The 17,884-nt window shown below is 33.6% G+C and carries 14 protein-coding genes and 7 tRNA genes; 8 read left to right on the top strand and 13 right to left on the bottom strand.

Annotation, left to right across the window (positions count from 1 at the left end; genetic code table 11):
• Window positions 1-6: 6 nt before the first annotated feature.
• A complete protein-coding gene (gene tilS, locus IPN70_02385; GenBank protein QQS61746.1) occupies window positions 7-1,068 on the bottom strand; it encodes a tRNA lysidine(34) synthetase TilS in 1,062 nt (353 codons plus the stop codon).
• The gene (locus IPN70_02380; GenBank protein ID QQS61745.1) at window positions 971-1,573 is read right to left on the bottom strand and encodes a guanylate kinase; all 603 of its coding nucleotides are present in this window, start codon (window positions 1,571-1,573) and stop codon (window positions 971-973) included. Before IPN70_02380 ends, tilS begins: the two co-directional genes overlap by 98 nt.
• Window positions 1,574-1,736: 163 nt before the next feature.
• Between IPN70_02380 and IPN70_02375 the strand changes: the two genes are divergently transcribed.
• From IPN70_02375 to IPN70_02365, 3 genes are all read left to right on the top strand, one after another.
• Window positions 1,737-1,808: transfer RNA gene (locus IPN70_02375), tRNA-Phe, on the top strand.
• A 27-nt stretch (window positions 1,809-1,835) separates the two neighbouring features.
• Window positions 1,836-1,908 (top strand) — tRNA-Ile (locus tag IPN70_02370).
• A 61-nt stretch (window positions 1,909-1,969) separates the two neighbouring features.
• A tRNA-Gly gene (locus IPN70_02365) sits at window positions 1,970-2,041 on the top strand.
• A gap of 430 nt (window positions 2,042-2,471) precedes the next feature.
• Here the strand turns inward: IPN70_02365 and IPN70_02360 are convergent.
• From IPN70_02360 to IPN70_02345, 4 genes are all read right to left on the bottom strand, one after another.
• Window positions 2,472-2,545: transfer RNA gene (locus IPN70_02360), tRNA-Val, on the bottom strand.
• Between the two features lie 239 nt (window positions 2,546-2,784).
• Window positions 2,785-2,869, bottom strand: a tRNA-Leu gene (locus IPN70_02355).
• A gap of 8 nt (window positions 2,870-2,877) precedes the next feature.
• Window positions 2,878-3,339 carry a 50S ribosomal protein L19 gene (rplS, locus tag IPN70_02350; GenBank protein ID QQS61744.1) on the bottom strand — a complete coding sequence of 154 codons (462 nt, stop codon included), beginning with the start codon at window positions 3,337-3,339 and terminating at the stop codon, window positions 2,878-2,880.
• 106 nt (window positions 3,340-3,445) lie between these two features.
• Window positions 3,446-4,996 carry an NAD(P)/FAD-dependent oxidoreductase gene (locus IPN70_02345; GenBank protein QQS61743.1) on the bottom strand — a complete coding sequence of 517 codons (1,551 nt, stop codon included), beginning with the start codon at window positions 4,994-4,996 and terminating at the stop codon, window positions 3,446-3,448.
• A 120-nt stretch (window positions 4,997-5,116) separates the two neighbouring features.
• Here IPN70_02345 and IPN70_02340 point away from each other — a divergent pair, with 120 nt between their 5' ends.
• The 5 genes from IPN70_02340 (at window position 5,117) to IPN70_02320 (ending at window position 12,744) form a co-directional block, all read left to right on the top strand.
• Entirely contained in the window at window positions 5,117-7,402 is a 2,286-nt protein-coding gene (locus tag IPN70_02340) for a hypothetical protein (protein QQS61742.1), read from the top strand.
• 295 nt (window positions 7,403-7,697) lie between these two features.
• Entirely contained in the window at window positions 7,698-8,285 is a 588-nt protein-coding gene (locus tag IPN70_02335; protein QQS61741.1) for a redoxin domain-containing protein, read from the top strand.
• Between the two features lie 44 nt (window positions 8,286-8,329).
• A complete protein-coding gene (locus tag IPN70_02330) occupies window positions 8,330-8,908 on the top strand; it encodes a superoxide dismutase (GenBank protein ID QQS61740.1) in 579 nt (192 codons plus the stop codon).
• Between the two features lie 153 nt (window positions 8,909-9,061).
• Entirely contained in the window at window positions 9,062-11,680 is a 2,619-nt protein-coding gene (locus IPN70_02325; protein QQS61739.1) for a ribonucleoside-diphosphate reductase subunit alpha, read from the top strand.
• 32 nt (window positions 11,681-11,712) lie between these two features.
• On the top strand, window positions 11,713-12,744 hold the full coding sequence (locus IPN70_02320; protein ID QQS61844.1) for a ribonucleotide-diphosphate reductase subunit beta: 1,032 nt from the start codon (window positions 11,713-11,715) through the stop codon (window positions 12,742-12,744).
• A gap of 62 nt (window positions 12,745-12,806) precedes the next feature.
• Here IPN70_02320 and IPN70_02315 read toward each other — a convergent pair whose 3' ends face one another.
• The 7 genes from IPN70_02315 to IPN70_02285 form a co-directional block, all read right to left on the bottom strand.
• Window positions 12,807-13,127: a hypothetical protein gene (locus IPN70_02315; GenBank protein ID QQS61738.1), complete on the bottom strand. Its 321-nt coding sequence runs from the start codon at window positions 13,125-13,127 to the stop codon at window positions 12,807-12,809.
• An 86-nt stretch (window positions 13,128-13,213) separates the two neighbouring features.
• Window positions 13,214-13,296 (bottom strand) — tRNA-Leu (locus tag IPN70_02310).
• Between the two features lie 2 nt (window positions 13,297-13,298).
• On the bottom strand, window positions 13,299-13,598 hold the full coding sequence (locus IPN70_02305; GenBank protein ID QQS61737.1) for a hypothetical protein: 300 nt from the start codon (window positions 13,596-13,598) through the stop codon (window positions 13,299-13,301).
• Window positions 13,599-13,633: 35 nt separating this feature from the next.
• Window positions 13,634-14,392 carry a slipin family protein gene (locus IPN70_02300; protein ID QQS61736.1) on the bottom strand — a complete coding sequence of 253 codons (759 nt, stop codon included), beginning with the start codon at window positions 14,390-14,392 and terminating at the stop codon, window positions 13,634-13,636.
• A 145-nt stretch (window positions 14,393-14,537) separates the two neighbouring features.
• Window positions 14,538-14,608: transfer RNA gene (locus IPN70_02295), tRNA-Pro, on the bottom strand.
• A gap of 755 nt (window positions 14,609-15,363) precedes the next feature.
• Window positions 15,364-16,137, bottom strand: a complete 774-nt coding sequence (locus tag IPN70_02290) for a hypothetical protein (GenBank protein ID QQS61735.1) — start codon at window positions 16,135-16,137, stop codon at window positions 15,364-15,366.
• 208 nt (window positions 16,138-16,345) lie between these two features.
• Window positions 16,346-17,797: an HDIG domain-containing protein gene (locus tag IPN70_02285; GenBank protein ID QQS61734.1), complete on the bottom strand. Its 1,452-nt coding sequence runs from the start codon at window positions 17,795-17,797 to the stop codon at window positions 16,346-16,348.
• Window positions 17,798-17,884: the final 87 nt, after the last annotated feature.

Here is a 17,884-nt window from a genome sequence, read left to right as displayed (position 1 = left end):
AATATCTTAGGTATTAGAATTATCGGACAATGGATTTTTTGTGTAAAACAAGGTTACTCTATCACCTTTTTTCTCTAAAAGCAATCCTAGAAATCTTTTTTCTTGATGTTTAGATTTTGATTTTTCTAGCATATTTTTAAGCTCTTCTATGAGAGAAAAATGTATATTTGTTAGGGTAGAAGAATGTTTCGGAATAGTGTCTATGCAAAAAATAAGAGCTCTTCTTCGGAGGGGAATAGGAAGGTCTCTCCATTCCGTGAGAGAAAATGAAATACTCAAATTCTTTTTTTCTATAAGGGGATGAAAATTTTCTTGGAGTAAGGAATTTAAATAGATATCTTCATCAGAGAGTATATGGCCTGTTTGAGCTAAAACAGTGATAATATTTGGATGAAGTTGTTCTTTTAGAAGGGGGAATAGAATATTTCGAATACGATTTCTTGTAAAGTTTGATTCGAGATTTGTCTTGTCTGTACGATAGGGAATGTCATTCTCTTTCGTATAAGAAATAATATCTTCCTTTGATGTGAAAAGAAAAGGACGAATAATCGTTTTCGTTTTGATAGACATTCCTGATAATCCTTTTCTTCCACTCCCGCGAAGAAGGCGAAAAAATACTGTTTCCGCTTGATCATTTTTATGATGAGCAAGGGCTACTACGTGGGACTTCGTTAATCTTTTTATTTTCTTAAAAAAAAGAAATCTTTTTTTTCGTAAAGAATCCTCATTTATTTCAAAATTTCTTGGTTTATAATTGAAATAGGGAATGTTATTTTTTTCACAAAAGAATTGAACGAGATTTTGATCGGCATTGCTCTCCGTTCCACGCAACCGGTAATTTACATGGGCAACAAAAAGAGTAAGATCGTATTTCCCTCTTAGATGCAGGAAAAAGTAAAGAAGAGCCATGCTGTCTGGTCCTCCAGAAACACCAATAACAATACGATGTCCCTTATCCCAAAGATGGTATCTATGCGCGGTTGTCTGAATCTTTTTTGTAAAGGAGGCTGTTATTTTCAATAATTGTTTGGACTTCTTGAATTGTTTGTGTAAGTTTTCCTTCTTCATTGTAGACGATGTAATCATAAATATCTTTGTGAGAAAGCCATTCGATGGTATAGAGCATTCTCTCTGTAATGTATTCTTTGGAAACAGATCCTCGTTTTTGAATACGTTTTTCTAAAATAGAGAGATCACTCACAGTTAAGAGTATAGATTGTATAGAAGGAAAAAGTTTTTTTGCAGTAATAACACCTTTCCATTCTATTTTCCAAATACCAATTTTTCCTGATTGTATAACTCTTTCAATTTCTTCTTTGGTTACGCCATAATATTCATCATTATACTCTTTTGCATATTCTATGAATATTTCTTTTTCTATTCCCTTTTTAAAATCTTCCTTAGAGAGAAAGTAATAAGGAACTCCTTGAGATTCTCCTTCTCGAGGTTGACGCGTTGTGGATGTGATAACTCGTTCAATAGGAATTCTTTCTCGTAGACCTTCTATAACAGAGTCTTCACCAACACCAGAGGGGCCAGAAATAATAAAAAGATTTTGTATTAAGTTGTGCATAGAAAAAGGTATTTTTAGCGAAATCTTAAAAATAAATAATAATGAAAAAGCTTAATTATGTCAAATAAAAATATCTTTATAGAGATGTATACTTTTTCTCTAAAAAGAGAGCTTGCTTTTTTCTTTTTTTTTCTTATACTGGAAGAGGAGAATGTTGTGTTATGCCTGGGTAGCTCAGTGGTAGAGCAAAGGACTGAAAATCCTTGTGTCGTGAGTCCGATTCTCACCCCAGGCACGTTAGAGCGAAAATAATAAAAAAGAAGGGACCGTAGCTCAGCGGTTAGAGCAGGGGACTCATAATCTCTTGGTCGCTGGTTCGATTCCAGCTGGTCCCACTGAAGAGGAAATTTTCGGGATATGCTGTCTGAGGGTATTTTTCAAAAAATAAATAAAGATGCGAGAGTGGTTCAATGGTAGAACGATTCCTTGCCAAGGAATAGGTCGCGGGTTCGATTCCCGTCTCTCGCTCACCTAAATACAAAAGACCCCATATGGGGTCTTTTGTATTTAGGTAGGTGTAAAAACGAGGGGAATCGAAGGGTATTTCAAAACGTGAACTGCTTCACGTTTTGAAAACCCCGGCTCTGGAGGAGATGCGTAGTCTGTGTCAAAGGCACGTGCGAAGCGATAGAAGGGGAGAATCTCCTGTTTATTTTTTAATGGTCAAAAATAAAAACCGCTTTAAGGCGATTTTTTATGATTGATAAAAATTGTGTACTTATCGAGAGACTCGGTCACAAGTATTTTTCCTGACGGAAAAATCTTTCGACCCCGCCTCGTGGTGTTTGCCTTTCCCTTCGAAGATTCAGGGAAAACTCACACTTTACTCCGGCTTTCTCGTCCCTATGTACGCCAAGCAGTTGGCGTACATAACACACAAAACTCACGATGTTTGTTGTGCGTGCTAAGGGACTCGAACCCCTGACCCTCTCGGTGTAAACGAGATGCTCTAGCCAACTGAGCTAAGCACGCATATATATTTTATAGTATACTCCTTTTCTCTTCCGGATCAACCTTTATATCTTTTGCACACAACGCTTTGACTTTCAATCTCTCCTTACATACTTCCTTGGTGTGCCCAGGAGAGGATTTGGTCACAAGTATTTTCTTTTTTCAAAGAAAATCTTTCGACCCCGCCTCGCGGTGCTTCGCACATCGCTCCGGCTTTCAAATCCTCACATACGTCAAGTAGTTGACGTACTTCCTTGGTGTGCCCAGGAGAGGATTTGAACCTCCAATCCCTTGCGAGAACTAGCACCTCAAGCTAGCGCGTATACCGGGTTCCGCCACCTGGGCATGATGTTTTATTTTTCCTGAGCTTCTGAAATAACCGTTTCCTTTTTAGCCTTTACTTCTTGAGAAGGAACTTTTGAAACTTTATCATCTTTTTTAGGAGATACTTTTTTTGTTGCCACAGTAACTGCTCGAAGTTTCTTTCTTAATTCTCTGTCTGTTTTCTCTCGAACGAAGTAAAGTCTTGCGCGACGAATCTTCGCTTTTTTGACTATTTCAATTTTATCTACTGAAGGAGAATGAATAGGGAACATGATTTCAACACCGATTCCGAAAGAGGTTTTTCGAACGGTTATAATAGGAGAGGAGCTTTGTTTGGCCTGAATACGTATAATAAGACCTTCAAAGATTTGAATACGCTCTTTATCGCCTTCTTTAATTTTCCTATAAACACGAACAATATCACCAGTTTTAAGATCTGGAACAACATGAGTTCTTTGAGCAAGATTAAAGGCAATAACGTCAGAGTGCATATATTTGAGATAAGACGATACGAAAATATCGAGCAGTTATTTTTTTAACTTCCCTATAATAAGGGAGAATAAGAGAAACGTCAAGCGTTTTGCGAAAGGGCATACCTCACCTTTTCTCATGATATTCTTTTTCAGAATTAATCCGCCATAGAGATTCTTTACTTGGAGAATTCGTAAGCATATGCTCAACAGATCGAATCGCTGAAAGCATGGAATGATCTTGATTGTTGTAGGTATGTGTTCCATTTCTTCCTATAGGATAAAGATTCTCTAAAGAAAGAAGATATTCCTTTATTATAGAGAATTGTTTATAGCCACTTCCTATGTAAGAAGGATAGGCTTTTTCAACTCTAATAACAATACCATCCAGAATATTTTCTAATGAAGTCATTTTCATTTGAACTAATTCTTTTTTTGCTAAAGAAAGAATTTCTTCATCGTTCATACTCCAAAAAGCATCATGTTTATTCGTAAAATATTCCAATCCAATCCATATTGTTTCTTTTGGATTTTTCACCATAAAAGGACTCCAGTTGTTATATATCTGAATTCTTCCTACTTGTAATCCTGGTTCTTGTATGTATATCCAATTATCTTTGATTTTTGTTGAGGGTAAAAAAGAAGAACAAAGTATTCCGACTGTTATGAAATCACGGTAGGTAAGTTCTTTAGAAATAGCTTGAACTTCTTGAGGTGGCTGATCTTTCATGGTGTGAATGAGCTCAGAAATGGGCATACTTGAAAAAACAAAGTCGGTGTTTATGGTGAATTTTTCTTGAGTTTCTTTGTTTTTTATTTCTAGAGAAGTAACTGTATTTTTTGAAATATATATATTTTCTATCTCATGATGAAAAAGAATCTTTCCTTTTCTTTTTAGTATGTGTTTTGCTACGAGTTCCCACATTTGTCCTGGTCCATATTTTGGATAAAGAAATCTTTCAATAAGACTGGTTTCAATTTTTTTGGAAGACAGAGTTTTTTTTGAAAAACAGGTATGTAATGAATGAGAAATAACCTTTCTCAAAGAAAGTCCTTTTATTCTTTGTGCTCCCCACGTAGCTTGTATGTTTTTACAGGAAGTCCCCCATACCTTTTCGGTATATTCTTTAAAGAATAAAGAATAAAGTTTTTTTCCAAATTTGTTGATAAAAAAATCTTCTAAAGTGTTTTCTGGTTTCCTTGGAAAGAGTTTATGAAAAATATAGGAAAAGGCTATAGTAAGGGAAGAAAAAAAACCGAGATTCTTAAGGGTCTCTAAAGTAAATGTTATGGGATACGTAAAGAATGTATTGGCATAGAATATTCTTGAGATTCTTTTTCGAATAAACATTATATTTTTAGGGAGATTCTTTTTATACTCTTTTTGAGAAATAAAGTGAAAACTCTCTTTGGGTAAGAAATGATCATTGTTTTTGTCGAGTATGGGAAGTATTTCATTCCACCAAAGCATTACCTCATCTGATTTTGAAAAAAAACGATGACCTCCTATGTCAATACGATTTCCTTTAAAGGGAATTGTTTTAGAAATTCCTCCAACAACAGAGTCTTTTTCTATAATAATAACTTGGAGATTACTTTTTCTCAGTATTTCAAGCGCTGCTGTAAGACCTGCAGGACCAGCACCTATAATGAGGGCTGTTTTTTGACTTTTTTTCATTTTAGTTTAATTTAAGCTCTATCATAGACATTCTTATATCGGGGCTTTCTTTATAGTTTAACGTATACTCTAGTATTCTTTATCGAGTCAAGAAAATGAAAAGTATGCTATAAAGTTTTTATGATTAAAAAAGAGATTTTATATATTTTTTGGCTTATTGGAATGTCAAGTATTCCCTATGTTGCAACATTACTTCCTTTGGATACTGTGAGAGATTTTCTTCTTCTTTTTGGACTTCTCCTGATTGTTTTCTTTTCTTTTCTTTTCTTTAGTTTGTTCTTTTTGAGAAAAATCTTAAAAGAGTTTATTTTGGAGTCTAAAATACCTGTTTGGATTTTAATTTTTTTCATTTTCATCCTTATATTTTCTTTAGTTTTTCAGGAATATGCTTTAAAAATGGAACTGTGGGGCAAATTATTTTTTGGTTTTTTAGATATTTTTTTTATTTTCTTTTTTTTAGGAATGCTTGTGCTTCTTTCAATAAGTATAGGAGAGAGCATTTTGAAATTTTTTGGATATTACACAAAAAGAAAAATGAGCTATTTTCTCGTCTCATTTGCTATGGGAATGGGATGTTTTGGATATAGCTTATATCTTTTCACGCTATTTTTTGGAATAAATAATTTTTCTTTTTTAGGGATTGTTTTGTTTTTAAGCTTTATTTTTTATAAAAAAATATTTCATTTTTTGCGTGATTTTTTTTCTGTGGCGTTTTCTTTTCGAATAGCATCTCATTTCGGAATAGAAGTTATTCCTTGGATTATTTTAATTCTTATTTTTCTTTCAAGTTTTCTTTCTTCTCTAGGTTCATTACTAAGTGGGGGATGGGATACTTTTCATCAGTATCTTACTTTTCCTGAAACATATGCTCGTTTAGGACATATTATTCCTTTTGCATTTCATCCTCATTGGGGATTTCCTCAACTGGGAGAAATTTTGTTTATGGCTGGTTATTTTTCTTTAGGATTACTGGGTCCTTTTGTTTTGCACTGGTTATTATATGTATTTTCCGCGCTTGCTTTTTTTGACTTATTATCTGTGAAGGGGGGAAAAGGGTCATTGAAGATATGGTTTGTTCTTGTTTTTTCGACGTTTCCTTTTTTGCTTAACATGAGTTTTTTTCATTTAAAAATAGATCTTTTTCTTTATTTCTTCTTTCTTGTCACACTTCTTGTTTTTAGGGATATTATTGAAAAAATTTCCTTAAAAAAATCTCTTGGTACATACTCAATTTTTGGTATTTTATTGGGATTCCTTATGTCCATAAAATATACAGCAGTCTTCTTTATTATCTTTTTCTTAAGTATCTTTTTTGTTTTCTGGATTTTAAAAAAGATTCGAATTCAACATATTCTTATTGTTACATTGTTTATGTTTATAGCTATGTTTCCATGGATGGTAAAAGATCTTTCTTTTTACAGCTCACCCTTTTATCCCTTAATGGATGGAAAAAACATTTATTCCTCTCAGAATGGAGATTCTTGTCATAAAGAATTTACTCAGCAGATTCGAGAAGATGTTATTTTCATTTATAGTTGGAAATTTGATATAAAAAGAGAGGCTGTGAGTTTTATTAATAATGTAAAAATATTTTTTATTTCCCATTTTTTATTGGGAAATAATAGTTTTTTGTTGAATAACCCAGGAATTTATTTTTTCCTTTTTTTGCCAGTAATATTATTTTTTCAATGGAGAAAATTTTCTTTATTTGATGGAATTATTTTTATTTTTTCCTGGATGTATTTCTTTTTTTGGGCATTTTTCTTAAGTGGACAAATCTGGTATTTAGGGCCATCGTTTTTTTTATGGTTATACATAGCTTTTATTCAAATTTCAAGGAAAACAATCGTAATACAAAATGCTGTTAAAATATCTATTTTCTTTATTTCTACTTTCTTAATTTTTATTTTTTCCCTTATTTCAAATATACCAACAAAGCTTGAATACTTTCGAAATGAAATTGATTTGAGTGAGGGTTTTGAACAGATATCTTGTGATAAAGTTGATAAAAGATGTGATTCTGGTAATTATTTCCTTTTTCAGGCATCACAATTTCTTAATAATCGCATAAGGCTTTTAAAAGAAGATGTAAAAATTTATGGCCTTTTTGAGCCTCAAGGATATTTTCTTCAAGATTCATATAAAAATTTTATTCCTGATTTTTTTGGTGAGTTATTCTTGTGTTTTTCAAAAGAAGAAAATCCTAAAGAGGTTTTAAAGAAATTTAATGTTAAATATATCCTTTTTTATCGTTTCCGAGCTAATACATGTTTACATAAAGAGAATATGGAAGAGAATAAAATATGTATTGCATCTAAAAATTTTAAATCTTTTTTGGAAGAAAATCAGGATATTGTCTTTATAAAATCATATGGGGAGGAATATGAAATTTATGAAATTCAATAATGTATGTATCTTAATTGTATTTTTTCTAAAATTTTTAGTGAAGAAGCCTTCCTAATCTTTATAATAAGAAAAATTCGAAGGTTTTTTGGAGAGTATTTTTATTGTATGAAATACATTGATTGTGTTTTTTTTATTGAAAAAGCACAATATGTTGTGTTTTTTTGTATAATTGGTTTCTTTTGGTTTGACAAGATATTTTTGTTGGAATACACTAAGGAGTAGTTTTATATAATTTCAAGCTAAAGAGAAGTTTTTGTATAAAATGTAAAAATAATATATCAATTCTTATAAAAGTATGGAACAAATAAATAATAATCGACATCCTGTAATAGGGGAAAAAATCGAAGATCTTTCGTTTGAAGTATTTCAAAATAATAGAATTTCGAAGAAAAAAATATCTGATTTTAAAGATAAGTGGTTAATTATCTTTTTTTATCCAGCAGATTTTACTTTTATTTGCCCTACGGAGCTTGAAGATCTCGCAGAGAATTATAAAGATTTTGTTAAAGAAGGTGCTGAAATTGTTAGTTTTAGTACAGATACGGCATTTGTTCATAAGGCTTGGCATGATAATTCACCTTCTATAAAAAAGATTACTTATCCAATGGGAGCTGACCCTACTGCACAAATAGCAAAGTATTTCGGAATTTATATTCCAGAGGAAGGACTTGCTCTTCGAGGAACATTCATTATCGATCCAAAGGGAGTGCTTAAGGCCTACGAAGTGAATGATAATTCTATTGGACGAAATGCTGAAGAATTACTTCGAAAATTGAGAGCGTCTATTTATGTATCAAAGCATAAGGGAGAGGTTTGTCCTGCTCGATGGACTCCAGGGAAGAAAACATTAAAGCCAGGAGTAGACTTGGTAGGAAAGATTTAAAAATATTTTTCAATAGCGATAAAATATAAAATAAAGTATTATTTATGTATCATCCGAAGAAATTTGAACATCTTTTGGGAATCTCAGGAATGAGTGAAGATTTATTAAGGAATCATTTTACCCTTTATGAAGGATATGTTGCCAATGTTAATAAATTACAAGATTCTTTGATAGAATTAAGGAGAAATGAGAAGTTTATCGTGCCAGAATATGCGGAAATGAATCGACGATTTGGATGGGAATGGAATGGTATGCGACTTCATGAATTGTATTTTGGAAATCTTACAAAAGAAAAATCTTTTCTTTTGGAAGGAAAATTGAAAGAGGCTTTCAAGAAAGAATGGGGAAGTTTGGAGGTGTGGGAAAAAGATTTTCGATCTATGGCTGTAATGAGAGGAATTGGTTGGATTGTGCTCTACTATGATCCCCAAGAAGATCAATTTTTTAATGTATGGATTAATGAGCATGACGGAGGACATCTTTCTGGCTCGATCCCACTTCTTGTGATGGATGTATTCGAACACGCATATATGATTGACTATGGTTTGAAGCGAGTGGATTATATTGAAATTTTTATGAAAGCTATTGATTGGCGTGTTGTTGAATCTCGGTTTGTAAAATAGTTCATTTTTCTTTGTAGAAAGAATGAGGGGGTGGTTTTTTGCCACTCCTTTTCCTTCTCTAAAATGTAAGTTTTTGAATAAAAATTGCATATAAAAGAAATTCTCCAGTTTTTAGTTAAAAATGAATCGAAATAAAAAATATAATGAAAATATATGACTATCACACATATTCAAAAACGTGACGGTGAAATAGAGGACTTTGATCGAGCAAGAATCGAAGAAGCTATCCAAAAAGCATGTGATGCTATAGGAGAAAAAGATCAGGAGTTTATTCCATTTCTTGTTGATGAGATTGTTGAAGAATTGGAACGTCATTGTGAAAATGAAATTCATTCATCAATCCCTGTTGTTGAAAAGATACAAGATGCTGTTGAGCGAGCTTTGATGCGAGTTGAATATTTTGAGGTAGCAAAGGCATATATTCTTTATCGTGAGGAACATCGACGAGAACGCGAAGAGCGAAAAGAATATCTCATTTCACAGTTTGAGAAAAAATCACTTAAAGTGATAAAAAATAATAAATCTAAAGAACTTTTTGATATAAAAAAGATAAAAAAAGTCTTTGATAGGGCTTCAAAGGGCTATGAAAAACAATGTCTTTTTAAAGAATTAGTTGAGGCTTTTAAAAATAACATTGTAGAGGATATTAAAACATCTGATATAAATAAACTTTTAGTAAAGACTTGTATTGATTTGGTGAGTGTGGAAAATATTGCTTGGCAATATGTAGGAGCAAGAATTTTTTTGGGGAATTTGTACAAACAGGCACTTTCTAACCGAAAACTTTCAATGGAGAAATTATATTCAGCACAGTCTTACAAATCTTTATTTGATGATTATATTCAACAGGGTCTCTATTATAAGGATTTTTATCAATATTATTCTAAAGAAGATATTCTGGAAGCAGGCCGTTATTTAAATAAAAATACGGATGAAAATTATGAATATACAACTATATTATCTCTTGCAAATAGATATCTTTTAAATCCTAATAAGATTGTTAAGGAACTTCCTCAGGAGATGTATATGTCAGTTGCTTTATTTTTGGCTATTCCTGAGAAAAAAGAGAACCGTCTTAAATTTGCTTTACGTCTTTACGAAGAATGTTCTGAGCAAAGAATATCATTACCAACTCCGACACTCCTTAATGCAAGAACGAATTACCATCAACTTTCTAGCTGTTTTAAAATAAATATAGATGATGATTTAAGAGCCATTTATCATGGTATTGAGAATATGGCGCAGATTTCTAAATTTGGAGGGGGTATTGGTGTGTATCTCGGTCATATTCGCTCACGAGGGGCGATGATTCGTAAAGTAGAGGGTACCTCTGGCGGAGTTAATCCTTGGATAAAAGTTATAAATGATACGGCTAATGCAGTTAATCAGCTCGGGGCTCGTGCTGGAGCAATTTCTGTTACGCTTGATATTTGGCATGCAGATATTTATGATTTCCTTGATCTTCAAACAGAAACAGGAGATATTCGTTCTAAAGCATTTGATATATTTCCAGCCGTTTCTATTCCTGATATTTTTATGAAAAGATTGAAGGATGAGGGGGAATGGACACTTTTTGATCCCCATGAAGTGGGTAGTGTTTGGGGGAAAAAATTAGAAGATCATTTTGGAAAAGAATTTGAAAAATTTTATAAAGAACTTGAAGCTGATAATCGTTTGAAATTAAAGAAAACAGTTCTTGCAAAGGATTTATTTAAAAAATTTCTCAAAGCAACAGTTGAAACAGGTATGCCCTATGTGTTTTATAGGGATACTGTAAATAGATTAAATCCAAATAAACACGCTGGAAATATTTATTCTACTCAGCTTTGTACAGAAATTTGTCAAAATACATCACCTACAGTATTTAAAAAAGAAGTTTTGGAAGAAAGTGGAGAAATTATTATTCGCTATCAACCTGGAGATCTTGTTGTTTGTAATCTTGCTTCTGTAAATGTTGCTAAAGTCTATACGGAATCAGTGATGAAAAAAACATTTCCCATTCTTCTACGTGTCTTGGATAATGTGATAACACTTAATTATTATCCTATCAAAGAAGCTGAGAGAACAGCCCTTAGATATCGCAGTATAGGAATAGGATATTTAGGTTTGGCAGAATATTTAGCAACGAGAAAGTTGGCATATGAAAGTTTGGAAGCAAGAGTACAAGTTGATCAACTTTTTGAACGATATGCGTATTATACATATCGCTCATCGATAAATTTAGCGAAAGAGCGAGGCTCATATGAATTATATAAAGGAAGTGAATATAGTAAAGGAATACTTCTTGGACATAAAAGTTCATGGTTTGAAGAAAATACTAAATATGCAGAACAATGGAAACGCATCTTCTTAGATATGAAAGAATATGGAGTACGATTTGGTTATCATACAGCTCCAGCCCCAAATACATCCACAGCGGGTGTGGTTGGTACAACAGCAGCACTTCTTCCTATATATAAAAAATATTTTATTGAAACAAATCTCAGCTCTTCCACAATAAGAGTAGCTCCAAAACTTAATAAAGAAAATTTTTGGTATTATAGGGAATATATTACTATGGATATGGCAGATGTCATTGATATGATAGCGATTGTGTATAAATGGATTGACCAATCAATAAGTTTTGAGTGGATGATTGATCCTGCGCGGACAAGTCCTGCACAACTCTTTGGTTATTATATGAAAGCGTGGGAAGATGGTATTAAAACGGTATATTATGTACGAAGCTTATCAGGTGAAATAAAAGACGATTGTGTTTCGTGTAGCGGATAAATTATTTAAACGTAACTTCTATGGTGAAAAAAATGCAAAAAAATCCCATATTTAATCCTTTAGGGAACGATGACGTTTCAGATAGGGCTATTATAAAGGGAAATACAACAGGATTATTCAATTTAAATGCTACAAAATATTCTTGGGCAAAATCTTTGTATCAAGTTATGATTGGTAATTTTTGGGTTCCTGAAAAGGTAATGGGACTTAAAGATGATGCTCGCATGTTTCATTCAGAAATGAGTGCGGAAGAACAGCGAGCCTATAAGGGTATACTTTCTTTTCTTATTTTTTTGGATTCTATACAGACGGTTAATTTGCCGAATTTTTCTGAGTATATTACGAGTCCAGAAGTAAATCTCATCTTGTCTATTCAGGCATATCAAGAGGCAATTCATTCACAGTCATATGCAACTATCCTTGAATCTGTCGTGGATAGTGATGAGCGTACTGAGATTTATTATTTTTGGAGAAAAAATAAAATTCTTCTCAAAAGAAATACGTATATAGGTCAAATGTACCAAGATTTTATAGATACCCCAAGCGATGAAAACTTCTTCCGTGGAATTGTAGCTAATTTCCTTTTGGAGTCACTGTATTTCTATAATGGATTTGCTTTCTTTGATACCTTAACAGATCGTGGGAAAATGCAAGCGACAGGAAGGATGATTGCTTATATTCGAAGGGATGAACTTACTCATGTCTCGATATTTGCGAATATTATTCGTGAAATACGAAAAGAATTTCCCTCTATTTATAACGAAAAACTTATTGTTGAAATGATGAAGTCAGCTGTTGATCAAGAAATAGAATGGGGGACGCATATTTTAGGAAATAAAATTCCTGGAATAAATGCGGTAACAACAAGAGAATATACTCGATGGCTTGCCAATAAACGCCTAGCAACACTTAGTATTAATCCTTTATATCCTGATGCTATAGCAAACCCCTATAAACATCTTGATCGTTTACAAGATACTAATGGGGACAAAGGAAATTTTTTTGAAACAACGGTTGTAAATTACACTCAGTCAAGTTCGCTTAAGGGAAGTTGGGATTTCTAAAAAAGGTGGAATTTAAGAAAAAAGCATCATACCTTGTTTGGCAGATGCTTTTTTAATAATCCTTAGTTAAGGATTATTTGAAGATATTCTGAGAGTTTTTTCTCCCAATCTTTCTGAGTGATATTTATCACCAAGAGAGAGGTAAAAATTTTATCATACTGAATGGGAATAGAGGATTCTCTCTGTTCTAGGGGATAAAAACCCGAAAAAATACCTTCAAAGAACTGAGTCTTAATACTCGTTGTTTGAGTAGAGGGATCGAAGGCTTTTTCTCCATATATAAAACCTTCTCTTTCATTTATGGAAAGACCTTTAATGACAAAATGCATTTTCTTCTTTGCCTCGTTACAAACTGAAGGATCAATCCTTAAAAAAACTTGCACAGAAAAACTCTCTTGTACGAAGGATTTTTGAAGGGCTGTGGGTATGTAATAGTTTATTTTGAGAAAAAAATCAAGAGTAGATGTAGTGCCGAGGAGAGGACTCGAACCTCCATGGATATTATTCCGTCAGCTCCTAAGGCTGATGCGTCTACCATTTCGCCACCTCGGCTTTTATTTTTGGAGAATATGTTGAATTCTTTTCATTTCTTCTCCAAGGGCACCATCACAAGCATATTCTCCATGATGGAGGGTTTCTTGTCCATAGGTTTCTTTGTGTTGGTCAAGATGAATCGTAAGAAGAAGTTCTTTATCCTTCTTTTTTACATAGATGTGAAATCGAGGAAAACCTGATTGTGCTAGTGTTCGAACAAAAGCTAATTCATGGGAATTTTCTTGTTTTTGGAAAACATAACCGATTTTTCGCATAAGAGAAACGGCGGTTCCATTAAAATCTTTTACATATATTTGCATACACTAATACAAAAAATTTGTATTTTCAGTAATTTTTAGCGAGAAATCTTCTTTGAAAAACCTTCAATAGCTTGTATAAGCTCTATAGGAGTCACAAAGATCATAGTATTAGATTCATCGCTACTAATATCATTGAGTGTTTGAAGTGTTCGTAAATGGAGAGCGCCATTACTTCCCGAGAGAATAGAGGCAGCTTTAGCCATATTTTCAGCTGAGATAAGTTCTCCTTCAGCTTTGATAATGACAGCTCGTTTTTCTCTTTCAGCTTCAGCTTGTTTGGCGATAGTCCTTTTCATATCCTCAGGAAGAATAGCATCTTTAAGTTCAACAGATTCTACTTGAACTCCCCAAGAATCAGATGATTTATCAATGATAAGACGTATTTTTTCTGCTATGGCGTTTCTATTTGAAAGAAGTTCATCGAGATCTACCTCTCCTACGATATTTCTCATTGTAGTTTGGGCAAGTTGAGATACAGCAAAATAAAAATTTTCTACTTCCAATATTGCTTTTTGAGCGTCATTTACTCGATAATAAATAACAGCATTAACTCGAACAGAAATATTATCCTTGGTAATAGCTTCTTGATCAGGAACGTCTACAGCTCGGGTTCGCATGTCTACTTTTTGATATCCTTGTATTATAGGAAAAATAAGTCTCCAGCCAGGTTCTATAATGGAGGTAAATTTTCCAAAAGTAAATTTTACTCCACGCTCGTATTGATTGATTTGTTTTATAGAAATAAGAATAACCCCAATTCCTATAAAGAATAAATACAAAAGAAATGTTTCCATATAAATGATACTTTTTATAAATTAATTCACGTCAGGCTGCTAGAAATTCCCTTCGGGCCAGGGATAGTCGGCGAAACGCATCGCCCATCCCTTCAATTTCCGACGCACGCAAAGCAGTTTGTGTACTTCAGCCCATTCATTATTGTCGGGCTGCCGGGAATTGAACCCAGTCTACACCCACCCGAAGGGTGCGTACTACCGGTATACTACAGCCCGCTAGGTTATCTTTTACTATAATTGTAAAATTTTTTTTTGTCTATATTGTAGAAGATTAGAAAAATAAAGAGTCTATTTTAAATATTTTATTCTCCAATAAAGGTTAGGATGCTTGTTTTGAGATATCCTTTGTGAGTAAAAAGAAGAAAGAGTGAAGAAAAATGTAAAAAAGTTTTCCGACAATATATTGTTTATAGTTTAAAATTTTGGATTTTAATATTTTTTTCAAATACGAAATATAGAAGCACAGACGCGAGAAATTTCTATTATGAAATAATAACTTTACGATTTTGGGTAATTTTCATATTTATCTTTGGGTGTGAAGGTTATTTTCGAGACCGTACACTAAAGGGTGGAGGATTCTTCGCAAAAGAGATTAATATAAAAAGAAAAAACGGGAAAGTAAGACAATCCCGTTTTGAAAATGTGGTTTATTTTTTAGCACTTGAAAAGCTAGGAGAGCTTGGGTCTTTTTTTTATAATAGCTCCCCGAGCACCCTGGGGACAGCAGAGCGTGCACTCTATAAGTCGGATGTACTCGTCATTGTGAGGGAGTGTGTGTGAATGGAGAATCTCTTCTGCTCTCTTAGTAGTTACTTGAAAGTGCCTTCCACATCCACTACAGAAAGCGTGAGCGACACATCCCGAAGTAAATTCATGAGTGAAATACTCGAGATTTGGCTCATGTTCGATATCAGGAGGCCCGTTCACGACACTTCCAAAAAGGACGTTTGCAAAAGATTTTTTCTTCAATCTTATTTTACCTCCATATCGTTTTTTCGATAGGTGTTTCCAGTGCAATAAAGAACATCCTGGGGTACGACATGCTTTGTCGGGTGTGCCAGACGTTCTTCTATATTTACCATATTTTTGGGATTTGTCAATACATTGACTATTTTTTCGGAGAGTTCATAGAAGAATGTCGTACATCTTTTAGTATCAACAAAATCTTCTATAAAGGTATCCCTTCGAAAATTTCTCTTTATTTCTGGAGGAAGACTGAAAAGAATATCTGCTTTGAACGAATTTTTTATATCCTGAAGCGTGGCATCGAGAGTCACAGTTCGAATAGTTTTGTTTGGGAGTACAAAATCAATGAAAGCATCCACTCCTTCTCGTCGATCGAGAATTGAATTAACCGCTGTATACAAACGAACATCTAAAAAGGGATGCGGAAGGGTGATTGAGTCTCCGGGTTGAATGCGCCTTGTTTTTATCGCAAGAGTTCGCACAATTTCTTTGAGGAGTTGTTGAGGGAAATGACCAGGAGGATTTTTGGGGTTATTGTGTGGTTGGCGTGTGCGTACGATTTCAAATATCTTGGAATAATAATTTTTGTCATGTTCTCCACTTACGGATTCAAATCTATTCTCAAGGAGTGTGTCAGAGTCTTTATTGAAACCGGTTAGGCCACCAAAGAGGGCTCGTTCAAGAATTTTTCCGTCTCCTTCAGATTGATTTTCATTATAACCAGGAAAATGATTGGATTGGTTGTTGAGAATGGAGAAGAAATTTTTTTCACTAAGCATACTTTTGTATTCTCATTAAAATTTTAGAGAACATTAAAAATAGAATAACAATTATGGCTTTAGTATAGATTTTTCCTTCGAAAATGTACAGAAATTTGAAAAGTTATGCGTAAAATTTTTAATGGAAAATGTAAGAGAGAATAGAAACATATCTTTAAATAGGGTAAATTTGTAATGAACTTGAGAAGATTTTAAGTTTTTAAGATTTTTATTTTACCCAATATTTACTTTTCATAAAGTCCTCATCTTTTTTTCTTTGTTCTTCAATGCGAGATTTGGCTGTATGGCGAAGTGTTTCAATTTCTTGTGATTCAAGTTTACGAGCGCGCTCAAGAAGAAACTCTTTAGTATTTTTTGAAGAATCCTCAATAACTTCTCCAAGAAGAACGTCAAGAATGGCGCCAATTTTTGGTCCAGGTTTAAGGGTAAGAGTTTGAGTGAGATCATTTCCATTTATTTTGAGATCCTTAACATTTATAGGATCATGAGAAACTTTCTCTACCATATATTCAAAATGTCTAAGTCGGTAGGGTTTAGCTTTAGGAACACCACTTCCAAGTCGATCCCCAATGCGAACATCAATAAGATCTTTTATGTTTTCAAGACCAACACGCGCAATTACTCGTCTTACGGCGGACTCTGTAACTTCTTCCACGTTGTAATAAAAGAGATGTTGATCTACGAGAAGGGTTGTGTGTTCTACAATTTCACGAGGAAAGGTGAGACGTTTGAGAATTTCTCGTGTTATACGAGCACCAACATGATCATGATTATAGAAGGTGGCGAATTTTCCATCACCTTTTTTTGTTCGGGGTTTTCCTACGTCATGCAAAAGTGCAGCGAGACGAACGGAAAGTTTTTTCGATGGGCAAGTTTTAAGTGCTAAAAGGTTATGTTCCCATACAGTATACGTGTGGTGAAGATTTTGAGAAACACCAATTCCTTCACGAAGTTCGGGAATTATGTATTGAAGAAGATCTGATTTTTCAAGCATTTCTATTCCCTCAGAAGGATGTGGGGAAAGAAGAATGCGCTCCAATTCTAAACGAATACGTTCTTTCGCAATATTTTTGAGAAGAGAAGCATTTTTTTGTATGGCTTGTAGAGTTTTTTCTTCGATAGAAAAACAGAGCTCACTTGAAAATCGAACAGCCCTCATCATGCGAAGAGCATCTTCAGAAAAACGTTCATTTGGGTCTCCTACGGCACGAATAATTTTTTGTTCAATATCTTTCTCGCCATTATAGAAATCTTGAATCTCGTTTTTAAGAGGGGATAGAGCAATAGCATTCATAGTAAAATCTCTTCGTAAGAGATCTTCCTTTAAAGTTTTGGCAAAGTGTATGTGATCAGGGCGTCTATTATCTGAATAACCCAATTCGGTTCTATACGTAGTGATTTCAATAATACGATCACTGGAATCTATGGAAATTTCTTCAGGAACTTTGATGCCAACGGTGCCAAAAGTATTTTCATAAAAACTATCAGGGAATAGTTTTTGTATTTGTTCCGGGAGTGCATTTGTCGTAAAATCCCAATCTTTTGGTTTTTTTTGCATAAGAAGATCCCGAACGCAACCTCCTACGAGATAAACCTCAAAACCCGCTTCAAGTAAAGTTTTTCCAGTGTGTAGTACTGATGGAGGAATTATATATTTCATAAAGACTACTGTAATGGTTTTTCTTCACAAGGTCAAAAAATCGGATACTGTAAGAAGAAGTATCCGATGGAATATTTTGTTTTTAAG

This window comes from Candidatus Moraniibacteriota bacterium (assembly GCA_016699795.1).
In the GTDB taxonomy this organism is placed as follows: domain Bacteria; phylum Patescibacteriota; class Minisyncoccia; order Moranbacterales.
The sequence above is the reverse complement of the archived record's forward strand: the minus strand, read 5'-3'. Positions and strand labels throughout refer to the sequence as shown.

What these genes read in the sequence shown, in the direction of transcription:
- IPN70_02305 (QQS61737.1), bottom strand. Translation starts at nt 13,598, where the DNA reads ATGCAAATATATGTAAAAGATTTTAATGGAACCGCCGTTTCTCTTATG.
- IPN70_02380 (QQS61745.1), bottom strand. Translation starts at nt 1,573, where the DNA reads ATGCACAACTTAATACAAAATCTTTTTATTATTTCTGGCCCCTCTGGT.
- IPN70_02325 (QQS61739.1), top strand. Translation starts at nt 9,062, where the DNA reads ATGACTATCACACATATTCAAAAACGTGACGGTGAAATAGAGGACTTT.
- IPN70_02335 (QQS61741.1), top strand. Translation starts at nt 7,698, where the DNA reads ATGGAACAAATAAATAATAATCGACATCCTGTAATAGGGGAAAAAATC.
- tilS (QQS61746.1), bottom strand. Translation starts at nt 1,068, where the DNA reads ATGAAGAAGGAAAACTTACACAAACAATTCAAGAAGTCCAAACAATTA.
- IPN70_02285 (QQS61734.1), bottom strand. Translation starts at nt 17,797, where the DNA reads ATGAAATATATAATTCCTCCATCAGTACTACACACTGGAAAAACTTTA.
- IPN70_02340 (QQS61742.1), top strand. Translation starts at nt 5,117, where the DNA reads ATGATTAAAAAAGAGATTTTATATATTTTTTGGCTTATTGGAATGTCA.
- rplS (QQS61744.1), bottom strand. Translation starts at nt 3,339, where the DNA reads ATGCACTCTGACGTTATTGCCTTTAATCTTGCTCAAAGAACTCATGTT.
- IPN70_02330 (QQS61740.1), top strand. Translation starts at nt 8,330, where the DNA reads ATGTATCATCCGAAGAAATTTGAACATCTTTTGGGAATCTCAGGAATG.
- IPN70_02290 (QQS61735.1), bottom strand. Translation starts at nt 16,137, where the DNA reads ATGCTTAGTGAAAAAAATTTCTTCTCCATTCTCAACAACCAATCCAAT.
- IPN70_02300 (QQS61736.1), bottom strand. Translation starts at nt 14,392, where the DNA reads ATGGAAACATTTCTTTTGTATTTATTCTTTATAGGAATTGGGGTTATT.
- IPN70_02345 (QQS61743.1), bottom strand. Translation starts at nt 4,996, where the DNA reads ATGAAAAAAAGTCAAAAAACAGCCCTCATTATAGGTGCTGGTCCTGCA.
- IPN70_02320 (QQS61844.1), top strand. Translation starts at nt 11,713, where the DNA reads ATGCAAAAAAATCCCATATTTAATCCTTTAGGGAACGATGACGTTTCA.